Source organism: Pseudoalteromonas sp. MQS005 (assembly GCF_001661605.1).
Taxonomy (GTDB): Bacteria; Pseudomonadota; Gammaproteobacteria; order Enterobacterales; family Alteromonadaceae; genus Pseudoalteromonas; species Pseudoalteromonas tetraodonis.
The window spans coordinates 1-11149 of record NZ_LYRQ01000082.1 but is presented as its reverse complement, the minus strand read 5'-3'; the positions used below and the strand labels follow the sequence as shown (position 1 = coordinate 11149).

The 11149-nt window shown below is 39.7% G+C and carries 13 protein-coding genes; 9 read left to right on the top strand and 4 right to left on the bottom strand.

What is annotated here, in order from left to right:
• The first annotated feature begins 186 nt into the window (after positions 1–186).
• Positions 187–657, top strand: coding sequence for an Rsd/AlgQ family anti-sigma factor (locus A9479_RS18660; RefSeq protein ID WP_013466164.1), 471 nt, complete (start codon positions 187–189; stop codon positions 655–657).
• A gap of 59 nt (positions 658–716) precedes the next feature.
• Here A9479_RS18660 and fkpA read toward each other — a convergent pair whose 3' ends face one another.
• Positions 717–1469, bottom strand: coding sequence for an FKBP-type peptidyl-prolyl cis-trans isomerase (gene fkpA, locus A9479_RS18655; RefSeq protein WP_028834821.1), 753 nt, complete (start codon positions 1467–1469; stop codon positions 717–719).
• 195 nt (positions 1470–1664) lie between these two features.
• On the opposite strand from fkpA, the gene A9479_RS18650 reads away from it, so the two are divergent.
• Complete coding sequence (locus A9479_RS18650) at positions 1665–2663, top strand: WD40 repeat domain-containing protein (RefSeq protein ID WP_013466166.1); 999 nt, start codon at positions 1665–1667, stop codon at positions 2661–2663.
• Complete coding sequence (locus tag A9479_RS18645) at positions 2650–2865, top strand: SlyX family protein (RefSeq protein ID WP_013466167.1); 216 nt, start codon at positions 2650–2652, stop codon at positions 2863–2865. The genes A9479_RS18650 and A9479_RS18645 overlap by 14 nt, the downstream gene beginning before the upstream one ends.
• Before the next feature lie 11 nt (positions 2866–2876).
• Here the strand turns inward: A9479_RS18645 and A9479_RS18640 are convergent, their stop codons facing one another.
• Positions 2877–3080 (bottom strand): YheV family putative zinc ribbon protein, encoded by a 204-nt coding sequence (locus A9479_RS18640; protein ID WP_008114218.1) that lies wholly within the window; start codon positions 3078–3080, stop codon positions 2877–2879.
• Positions 3081–3212: 132 nt separating this feature from the next.
• Here A9479_RS18640 and A9479_RS18635 point away from each other — a divergent pair, with 132 nt between their 5' ends.
• Positions 3213–5132, top strand: coding sequence for an ATP-binding cassette domain-containing protein (locus A9479_RS18635; protein WP_064664250.1), 1920 nt, complete (start codon positions 3213–3215; stop codon positions 5130–5132).
• Entirely contained in the window at positions 5119–5532 is a 414-nt protein-coding gene (locus tag A9479_RS18630) for a TIGR02444 family protein (RefSeq protein ID WP_064664249.1), read from the top strand. The genes A9479_RS18635 and A9479_RS18630 overlap by 14 nt, the downstream gene beginning before the upstream one ends.
• Positions 5533–5720: 188 nt before the next feature.
• Here the strand turns inward: A9479_RS18630 and A9479_RS18625 are convergent, their stop codons facing one another.
• On the bottom strand, positions 5721–6443 hold the full coding sequence (locus tag A9479_RS18625; RefSeq protein ID WP_064664248.1) for an SLATT domain-containing protein: 723 nt from the start codon (positions 6441–6443) through the stop codon (positions 5721–5723).
• A gap of 630 nt (positions 6444–7073) precedes the next feature.
• On the opposite strand from A9479_RS18625, the gene A9479_RS18620 reads away from it, so the two are divergent.
• From A9479_RS18620 to A9479_RS18605, 4 genes are all read left to right on the top strand, one after another.
• Positions 7074–8066 carry a hydrolase gene (locus A9479_RS18620; RefSeq protein ID WP_064664247.1) on the top strand — a complete coding sequence of 331 codons (993 nt, stop codon included), beginning with the start codon at positions 7074–7076 and terminating at the stop codon, positions 8064–8066.
• Complete coding sequence (locus A9479_RS18615) at positions 8063–8308, top strand: YheU family protein (protein WP_008114225.1); 246 nt, start codon at positions 8063–8065, stop codon at positions 8306–8308. Before A9479_RS18620 ends, A9479_RS18615 begins: the two co-directional genes overlap by 4 nt.
• A gap of 60 nt (positions 8309–8368) precedes the next feature.
• Positions 8369–9559 (top strand): dipeptidase, encoded by a 1191-nt coding sequence (locus A9479_RS18610; protein ID WP_064664246.1) that lies wholly within the window; start codon positions 8369–8371, stop codon positions 9557–9559.
• A 174-nt stretch (positions 9560–9733) separates the two neighbouring features.
• On the top strand, positions 9734–10645 hold the full coding sequence (locus A9479_RS18605; RefSeq protein WP_064664245.1) for a hypothetical protein: 912 nt from the start codon (positions 9734–9736) through the stop codon (positions 10643–10645).
• A 158-nt stretch (positions 10646–10803) separates the two neighbouring features.
• Here the strand turns inward: A9479_RS18605 and A9479_RS20015 are convergent, their stop codons facing one another.
• Positions 10804–10944 carry a hypothetical protein gene (locus tag A9479_RS20015; protein WP_197487276.1) on the bottom strand — a complete coding sequence of 47 codons (141 nt, stop codon included), beginning with the start codon at positions 10942–10944 and terminating at the stop codon, positions 10804–10806.
• Positions 10945–11149 lie beyond the last annotated feature (205 nt).

The window sequence follows — 11149 nt, the reverse complement described above, 5'->3', positions numbered from 1 at the left end:
AAACCACCGTAATAGGTGGTTTTTTCTTGCCTGGAATAAATTACTTACAACTTATACCCTTAAACAAAATTCCCTCTGGTATTACATCTATTTTACTTGTTGATATACACGCCAATTAAATATATCTTGGATAACATAAGTTTTATTTTTAATTTAAAAAATCCAACCCAGCTTAGGAGAAGAATTATGCTGAAGCGTGTAGAAAAAGCTCAACAAAAGTGGGGGGGTAGCCATACGGTCATCGACAATTGGTTAAACGAACGCCAAGAGCTGATTGTGCTTTACTGTAAAATTGCAGGCTTTTCACCTTATGAGAAAAAAGATCAGTCTTTGCCTGAACCATCACAAATTCAGGCATTTTGCCAAATTTTAATGGATTATTTATCGGCCGGCCACTTTGAAGTGTACGACGATATTGCTAAAGCCTGCGAAAAGAAAGGCCTAGAAAGCCAGCAACTCGCTAATACGATATACCCACGTATTTCAGATACCACTGACATCGCTCTGGATTTCAACGATAAGTACGCTGAGGTAGACGCTGAAGATTTACTAGAAGGCTTTGATAACGATCTTTCAGTAATGGGTGAAGCACTCGAAGCGCGCTTTGCACTTGAAGATGAGCTGATTGATAACTTATTTTCTAATCATACTGACTAATTAGTTATTCAACGTAATAAAAAAGGGACCTAAGGTCCCTTTTTTATTATCTATAACGCTTATTCTGCAGCGGCAGCTTCTGCATCATTTTGAATTTCTAATAATTCAACTTCAAAAATAAGTGTTGAATTAGCAGGAATTTTACCTAAATCACGATCGCCGTAAGCAAGGTCTGAAGGAATAGTAAATTTGTACTTAGACCCTACAGGCATAAGTTGTAAACCTTCAGTCCAACCAGGAATTACACGGTTTAGTGGGAACGTTGTCGGCTCGTTACGTGAGTAAGAGCTATCGAACTCAGTACCGTCTAACAATGTGCCTTTATAATGTACTTTAACCACATCAGTTGCTACTGGTTTTGCGCCTTCGCCTTCGCTCATTACTTCGTACTGTAAACCAGACTCAGTAACCATCACGCCTTCTTTTTTAGCGTTATCAGCTAGGTATTTTTCACCTTCAGCTTTGCTTTTTTCAGACTCTACTTTTGCTTTTTCTTCTTGTTTAGTACGCACTGATTCGTCTAATGCTGTTAGTACTTCACGAATTTTCTCTTCGTCAATTTTTGCATTACCCGCAAGTGCATCTTCAAAGCCTCGCATTAATAAAGCTTGGTCTAATTCAATACCAATTTCTTTTTTATCCGCTAGGTCTTTATTTAAAAAGTTACCCACAGATGCACCAATACCGTACGCTTGTTGCTGTGCTACAGTATCTAGCTTAACGTCTGCTTGCTCTTTTTTTGCTTCTTGATTACAAGCTGTAAGCGCTAAAACTGACGCTGCAATCAATGACAATTTAATCGTCTTTCTCATTTTAAATCTCCGACACACTTTGCAGTTGCCATTTATTGTAATATTACTAGTTAAAGATTAACGGCCTACATGGTAGGCTGCTTGTTTAATAGCTAAACTAAAAACATATCCAGTGATTAGACAAACAACCTAGGCGTTTAACGAGACCTAGTCTAACCTCTCAGTCACTAAGAGTTAAGAGGAAATACCTGTAATATGTCGTTATTTCGTACTTTTTTAGTCGCCACTTGCTGTTTATTAACAATTGCATGTAGTGATGAAAAACAACAAGCAGTGGCCAGTTTTGAGCACACTGCACAGGGCGCCTTTTCATCTGCGTTATCGCACGATGGTCAATACAGCTTAGTGTCTTCTATCCATCATGGGGTCGCCCTTTGGGATAATCAACAGCAAGCGCTTAAATACCAATGGTTTCAACAGCAGGCTGAAGATAGCTTAGTTTATGCCGTAGCCATTGCTTTTGATAATAGCGTGGCTGTTACCGCCGAAAAAACCACCTTTGCGGTCTGGGATATTGCCACCGGCAAAAATAAAGGCTTTTATAAAATACAAAAAGCCAGTATTCGCGATATTGCCATTAGCAACCAAGGCCAAAGTGTTGTTTACGGGCGCAGCGATGGCGTTGTGGTATTTATAAACCTTAACACAGGTAGACGCATTGAATTTTTAGGCCATCAAGAAAAAGTAAATACCGTTGACCTATCACCCAACGGGCGCTATGCACTAAGCGGCTCTAACGATTATGTTGCCTACTTATGGGATACTCAAAGTGGACAAGTAGTTCATCGCTTTAATCACCCAACCCGAGTAACGCAGGTCGCTTTAGATCCTCAAGGGCGCTATGCTTTTACCGCCGACAGTATGGCACAAGCAAATGTATGGAAGCTGACTACAGGTGACCTTGTTAGTAAACTAAAGTATATTGCGCGTCAGAAAATTTTTACCGCAGTGCGCTTTAACGATCAAGGCACTTTATTAGCAACCGGTTCACCCAATAAACGGGTTGATTTATGGCAGCTAACCAGCGGTGAAAAAATTCAAACATGGCAAGTCACTCCGCGAGAAGGCAGTAAGCCCAAATCGGCAGTGGTACTTGATGTGGCATTTACAGATAACGGTAAATCATTGTTAACTGAAAGCTCGAGCGGAATCGCTGAGCGCTTTATTATACGAGAACCAAATGAACACAATTGAACATCGGCTAATGGAACTTGAGGCTAAAGTGGCTTTTCAAGACGAAACAATTGAAATTTTGAATGATGAAATAAAAGTTCACCAGCAACAGTTGGCTAAAATAAAGCGCCAAACCGAGTTGCTGGCTGAAAAACTTAAAGAGTCGCAAGCATCGCAACCTATGATGTCGAATATGCCGGAGCCTCCGCCACCGCATTACTAAACTGTTTAGGTTTAGTCGCCTGGATTAAACACGCCAATGATCTGTTCAAATTGGCGTGTTGATGCCTGCACAGCCTGCTCTGGTTGAGCCATTTTATGACCACACTGCATACATTCAACTTTTTCTACGTCATGCTCTTTGTAGAGCATTAACATATCCATGGTTTTACACTCAGGACACGTTGCTCCAGCAATAAATCGTTTTTTATGTTTCACTTCGTTTTTCCTACCATTTTGATTGACGTTATTTTATCGCAATATTTGCCTACTTGATACGATTGATATAGCTAATAAGATCCGTGTTATAATGGCCGCAATTCAATCAAGGCACAGTAAAGTAACGTATTTATGATCCAAATCTCAGAAATAGAACTGCTTCGCGGTGGCAAAGCTTTATTAAAAAATGCATCGGCTACATTATTTCCAGAGCACAAAGTAGGCCTTGTTGGTGCTAATGGCTGTGGTAAGTCAACGCTATTTAGTTTATTAAAGTCTGAGCTTTCGTTAGATGGCGGTAATTGCAGTATTCCTAAAGATTGGTCACTGGCCTCAGTAAAACAAGAAACCCCCGCCCTTGAAATAAACGCTATAGATTACGTACTGCAAGGCCATCCTGAATATTATGCGCTACGAATTGCTTTGCGTGAAGCTGAGCAAACCAATGATGGCGACACTCAAGCTAAAGTGCATATTCAGCTTGAGAATATTAAAGGCTATAGCATAGAAGCCAAAGCTGGTGAGCTATTACATGGTTTAGGCTTTGCTAATAACCAAATAGAAAACCCTGTAAGTGCGTTTTCGGGTGGTTGGCGTATGCGTTTAAACTTAGCCCAAGCGCTTATTCGCGATGCCGACTTACTGTTACTGGATGAGCCAACGAACCACCTTGATTTAGATGCTGTGTATTGGCTTGAGCGTTTTTTACGTGCCTACACTGGTACACTGGTACTAATATCTCATGATCGAGAGTTTTTAGATGCGGTGGTTGATCAAATTTGGCATATAGATAAACAACTTATCAATGTATATAAAGGCAATTACTCGCAGTTTGAACGCCAAAAAGCTGAGCGTTTATTACAGCAACAAGCCATGTTTGAAAAACAACAAGATCAAATTGCCCACTTAGAGCAATTTATTACTCGTTTTAAAGCTAAAGCCAGTAAAGCCAAACAGGCACAAAGCCGCGTTAAAGCGCTAGAACGCATGGAAAAACTTGCCCCTGCACATGCTGACTCGCCATTTGATTTTGAATTTGCCGAGCCAACCGCTCTGCCTAACCCGCTAATGACGCTCGACAAAGCAAAAGCTGGTTATGGCGATGTGACCATTTTAAACAGTATTAAGCTGAACTTAGTGCCAGGCAGCCGTATTGCACTACTTGGTAGAAATGGCGCAGGTAAATCAACACTTATTAAGCTGCTCTCTGGTGACTTACAACCTCAAGCAGGTGAAGTGTTTCTGCATCAGGGGTTAAACATTGGCTACTTTGCGCAGCATCAATTGGAATCACTTGATTTAAAAGCCAGTGCCGTCACTCACCTGCAACGTTTAAACCCTAAAGCCAGCGAACAATCACTGCGTGACTTTTTAGGCGGCTTTGCCTTTGTAGGCGATAAAGCACTCGACCCTGTTGCCCCCTTTTCAGGCGGCGAAAAAGCCCGTTTAGTGCTGGCTATGTTGGTTTATCAAAAACCAAATTTATTACTACTCGATGAGCCAACTAACCACCTTGATTTAGAAATGCGCCACGCATTGGTTATGGCATTACAAGGCTTTGAAGGCGCTATGGTCACGGTATCGCATGATCGCCACATGCTTAAAAACACCGCTGATGAATTTTACTTAGTTGATAACGGCGAAGTTACTCAGTTTGGTTACGACCTAGACGCGTATTATCAGTGGCTGCTTAATGCTAATAAAGAAGCCGCTAAAAGCGACACCGATGACGAGCCAAAAGCCCACTCACAAGTAAACCGAAAAGAGCAAAAGCGCTTAGAGGCCGAGTTTAGAAAAGCGATTCAACCGCTTAAAAAGCAAATTGAAAAGCTTGAAAAGCAATTGGATAAATTTGCTGCAGAATTAGCTGACGTTGAAGAGGCGCTCGGCGATAACACACTTTATAACGATGAAAATAAAGCTAAGCTCAAAGAGCTAATTACCAAGCAAGCCACACTTACGCCTAAGCTTAATAATGTTGAAGAAGAGTTATTAATGGCCCTTGAAGAGATGGAACAAAAAGAACAGGCATTCGCCGATGAACTTGCTTAACAGCAACGATTTTTGGCAGTTTGCATGTCAGCTTTATAGCGAAGATGGCATGCAAGCGCGCCTGTTAGATTACCAAAACCTGCAAGGTAAAAACGTCAACCTATGCTTGTTGCTGTATTACTTAGATTCTCTCAATCTAGCTATTAACCAAACACAGCTGAGCAAGCTTGAACAATCAATTAGTGAGTTTGATCAGCAAGCATTAAAGCCTCTACGTGCTACCCGCGCCTATTTAAAAGCAAATCAAACCGAGATTACAGATTACGCCGCAATTCGTAAAGAACTGCTCAGCGCAGAGCTCAAGCTCGAAAAACAACAACAGCACATGCTAATTAATACAGTTAATGGATTTGAGTTAGTAGCATGTACAGCACCAGATAATAATGCGCTGTATTTATAAACTATCCTTAATTAGCTGTCAGCGTTCAGCAGCCTGGTTACCCTCATTTGCTACTCATTGTGTTCTCTTTGTGTATCAAGGATCTTAAGTAACTTATTCACAAAGAGTGTAAGAGACGCTGCGCTTTTAGAGGGAGAGATCAAATATCACCCCTATTTTAGAGAATTAAAATGCACAAACAGAAAAAGTTAAGGAGTCAAAAAGTCGAGTTTATAAAACTCTAAAATATGAAGCAATAATGCAGCTAATATTACTGGTGGTATATAAACCATTAAATGGTAAAAGAATTGGGTGTGAAAATAGTAATGAAGCTTCGTTTTATATACATAAAACTTGCTACATTTATGATCTTCATATTTAGGGTAGTTAGCTTTAAAAATACTAAAATCAAGGTCTCCGTGATTATCAAAGCGCGTTAAAATATTATTGTACTCATCATCATATTCATTTACATTTTTCCAAAAATTTTCATCTTGTGGTTTATCTTTATACTCATGCTTCAAGCGACGAAGTTTTTTATATAGACTATTGATTAGCAAGCCACACTCATGATGTTTATGAGCTTTTAATGAATAGTTTGATGAATTTTCTAATTGAGCTACTACTAGAATTACTATAGCCAATGAGATTGATGAATAAGTCAAAAGTTGCGTTAATGACGGTTCTTTTGAGAATATTTGTAATAAGGAGAGCAATATCAAATAAGCTGATGTGAATGCAATTGTTCTGCCTGAGAGCTCATGCTTTCTTTGTAACCTTTTAGAAGCTGCAAACCGTGTTCTTGAAGTTGACCACAAGCTGTAATTCAACTGCTTATCAAACCCACTTTGTGTATAACTCGGAACAAAATTTTTTCGTTTCCATCTGAGCAATTTTAAAATTGCAAACCTCAACATACTATTTATTGACATATACTCTCCATCACGTATATCACTTTAATAATTCTCAACAGGCTTATTTAAGCTAACCTGCATTGCTCAGATTTTATTATTGATACCATTACACCTAACTTAGCTCAATATATCAACATATTGTTTTCAAGCTATTTACCTCCGCCGACACCATAACGTGCAACACTTCTAAGATTTTTGTAGTGTAATTTTCACTGCCTAAAATCTAATACCTTTAACCTGAAACCTTTCACCATTCAAAACCCGCTTAAAATATGATCCAAATCAACTTCTAATCCACTGTTAAACAACTTAGGAAAATAGCTTGATCTGGATCATATCAAGCCCTGCCAAGCCAGCCTATGATTAACCCATAGACATCAGGAGGCCATTATGGACGTATTCTTTAGAGATTTTTTTAGCGACCCAGTACTATTTTTATCATTTGGATTTTTAGGCGTCGTTATTAGTTTATGCCTCTTCTTTGTGTATTTTTTCATGAAAAAAGTACACGATGCAGATATTAAAGAACAGCATTAAGCACGACGCACAAAGCGCCTTATTAGTTTACTGATTAGGCGCTTTTTATTTTTAAATATAAAAAATTTGCTACACTAGCGCTTCGTTTATTGCAAAGTGCGTAGTACAGACATGATCCCTAAGTTCAAACCCGCATGGTGGATGACCAACCGACACGTTCAAACCATAATGCCGCGTTTTTTTCGCCCTTTTCACCATACTCGCTACGAACTTGCGCAACTTGATACGCCCGATGGTGACTTTATTGAGCTTGCTTGGTCACTCCCGCATAACGAAACGGCGCCGCTCGCAGTAGTACTTCATGGACTTGAAGGCAACATAAATAGTTTTTATGCCAAAGGCATGATGAAAGCATTAAAAAAGCAAGGGTTTGCAGTGGTGCTAATGCACTTTAGAAACTGCTCAACCGAAGTCAATCGCCTGCCAAGAGCCTACCATAGTGGCGACACTGCCGATTTAGCTTTTTTTATAAACCATTTAAAACAGCAATTTCCAAAGCGCCCTATTGTAGCGGTTGGCTTTTCATTGGGTGGTAATGTGCTGGCTAAATATTTAGGGGAAGAACACATTCACTGCCCGCTTAGTGCAGCTGCTGTGATATCTGCGCCCTATGATTTGTCATCATCCAGTGATGTTATTCGTAAAAGCTTAGGTAAAATTTATCAAAAATATTTGCTCGATCGGATGAAAAAGTCGATGCAACGCAAACTGCCACAAATTAAACAGCAAATACCGATCACCACCGATCAGTTAATGGAAATTGACGATTTATTAGAATTTGATAATCAACTCACTGCGCCGCTACATGGCTTTGAAAATGCGCACGACTACTACAAAAAAGCCAGTGCCATGCCGTATTTAAAAGATATTGCGACACCCACACTAATTATTCATGCCAAAGACGACCCTATGCTGTCGATTAAAGCAGTTCCAAGTAGTCAGGATGTAAGTGAGCATGTTACGCTGCGTATCTCAGAGAAGGGCGGCCACGTAGGTTTTATTAGCGGTAACAACCCATTTAAACCCGTGTTTTGGTTAGAGCAAGTGGTGCCTGATTATTTTAAGCAATGTGTATTTAATAACACCGATAAAGAGTGGCTATGATTATTCCTTTTGAACAACTTGATAAAGACACACTGTACAACCTAATTGAAAGCTACGTTTTGCGCGAAGGCACTGACTATGGCGAACAAGAGTTCAGTATTGAAAGTAAAGTAGCGCAAGTAAATCAGCAATTAAAAAGCGGCGAAGCTATGGTGTTTTTCTCTGAGCTACATGAGTCGGTCACCATAATTTCTAAAAGTGAATTCAAAGCACTACAGAGTGAAGCGCAATTCGACGAGTAAACTTGTCAGACACGGCGTAAAAATAGACAATGGCTTTTTTAACTTAAAGAGCCATTATAAATGATAAAACTAAGCTCAATAGTTATTGCAATGTCGATTGCATTAACAGGTGCAGTACACGCAGAAATTACTCCCTCGGATAAAGCAATTAAGCTTGCTCACGATACCATTTTAATCGACACCCACATTGATGTACCTTACCGTATTCATGATAAATGGGCAGATGTTACTAAAGCCACTGAGGGCGGTGACTTTGACTACCCACGCGCGGTTGAAGGTGGTTTAAACGCCCCATTTATGTCGATTTATATTCCTGCTCATTTAGAGTTTGAAGGCAAAGGCAAAAGCTTTCAATTAGCGAATCAACTTATTGATGGTATGGAAGCAATTGCACAACGTGCACCTGACAAGTTTGCCATTGCCAGCTCAACAAGCGATATCGAAGCACAATTCAAGCAAGGTAAAATGTCGATTGCTATGGGCATGGAAAACGGCTCGCCCATTGAAGGCGATTTAAACAACCTACAGCATTTTTTTGACCGTGGTGTGCGCTATATCACCCTTGCTCACTCGCAAAGCAACCATATTTCTGACTCATCATACGATATTCGTCGCAAGTGGAAAGGCCTAAGCCCATTTGGTAAAGAGCTAGTAAAAGAGATGAATAATATCGGCATGCTGATTGATGTATCGCATATTTCGGACGATGCATTTTATCAAGTAATGGAATTGTCTAACACACCCGTTATTGCGTCACACTCCTCACTACGTAAATACACGCCGGGTTTTGAGCGTAATATGAATGACGACATGCTGTTGGCCCTTAAAAAGAACGGTGGTGTGATTCAAATTAACTTTGGTTCAAGCTTTGTTACTGCTAAAGCAGGTACGTGGGGCAAACAGTTAAAGAGTAAAAAAGAAGCGGTAAAAAAAGATGGTACTAAGTTAAGTAAAGATTTTGATGCGATGTACCGCGCTAAAAACCCCTACCCATTTGCAAGCTTAGAGCAAGTACTTGATCATATTGATCACGTTGTGAAGCTAATTGGTATCGATCATGTTGGTATTGGCTCTGATTACGACGGTGTAGGTGACTCGCTGCCTATCGGCTTAAAAGATGTGTCTAGCTACCCAAACCTTGTACAAGGCTTAATGGATAGAGGCTACAGCGATAGCGATATTAAAAAGATTTTAAGCGGCAATACTCTAAGAGTGTGGAAGCAAGCAGAGCAATACGCAAAATCTCATTAAGCTTTACTCGCTAGGCTTAGGTCTAGCGCTTATAGCCACTTTAAACACCGTATTTCGCCACTCACGCCCTGCATTCTTAATTAACCCGTATATTTAACCCTCATTTAACACACTTTTTAACAGACTTATATTTCGCAAACAGATAAATTACCCATTTTAGAGGCTGATTATTTTATGACTATAAACAAAGGAACTATTGCGATTGCTATAGCAACACTTGCCTTGGTAATTTCATGCTACGGAACATTTTTTAAAGATCAGGCCAGTTCGCTTAATAAACCCAACCAGCAACAGCTAAGCTCCACAGTTTCTATTAGTACTCCTGCAGAATACCAGCAATCAAATGAAGCCCTAATTGACGAACTAAGCAAGAAAGTAAGTTCGCTACAACGCAAAATAGCAAACTTAAAACTGCACGCTAATGACTCTTATCAAGAACAAGATATCGACGAATTTAAGGAACTTGTTCTTGACGTACTAGAGGAAAAACAGCAGCAAGAAGATGAAAAACGACGTGAGCAAAACCCTCTTTATAGCTTTTATGCAGATTTACCAGAAGACTATGATTTAAGGATCAAATCAGAACCTGATTATGCAAAACAAATAAACTCTCAATTAAGAGAGCAAACTTTAGATCCAAGCATCTCTGATTTAAATAGGTTAGCTGCACTGAGCCAACTGCAAATGAATATGTATATTCTAAATAAATCTACTATGCCTGAGTATGACTATGAAGTAGTGGGTAACATTTTAAATTTAGCGAACAACAGTAGTGACGAAAAATTTAAAATTCAAGCTGTTGAGTTATCAACTCAAACACCGGTACTTGATTACCGCCTTGCAGAGCAGTTTACAAACTTGTTAGAGCAAGACTCGAATGATTATATCCGTCGCTTAGCTGCACAAGGGTTGATGGCGCAATACTACCAAGCTCAAAATAAACAAGGTGGTTATACGAAGCAAATGGCGCAACATCTACTTTCAGTTTATGACAACAGCTCTGACAATGCAGTCAGGGCAACGCTTGACGAAATGATGGGTAACCAAGATATGCTTGATGAATTACGTAAGAATGCTGGTTACTAACTAATTAAGTCCATACTCCTACTTTGTTACAGCGATAACATTAATAATTACACTTTACCTCAGGCATAAAAAAACCGAGACTGAGCTCGGGTTTTATTAATGCTTAATGCATTACAACTAATGATTACTCTACGATAGTTGCTACAAAGCACCGATGCCTAAGTAAGTGCGCCACCTTCATGCTTTATCCTCTGAGTTCGATAAAACTCAACCCATGCTACGATGATCAAATTAACACCGCTTTGCTCTGCCTGAAGCCTCGCACCTAATACCTGAAACCTGTATTTTTCTTGAGACATTAAAAAGCCCGACGCTAAGCTCGTTTTTTTTCGTATTAATTAGCTAGGCTAATTATTACTCGTTGAACGTTGCTACAAAGCACCTACCCCTAAGGTAAGAGCGCCACCTTCACATGAAGTAAATTGCAGACATTAAAAAACCCGAGGCTAAGCTCGGGTTTTTTCGTATTAATTAGCTAGGCTAATTATTACTCGTTGAACGTTG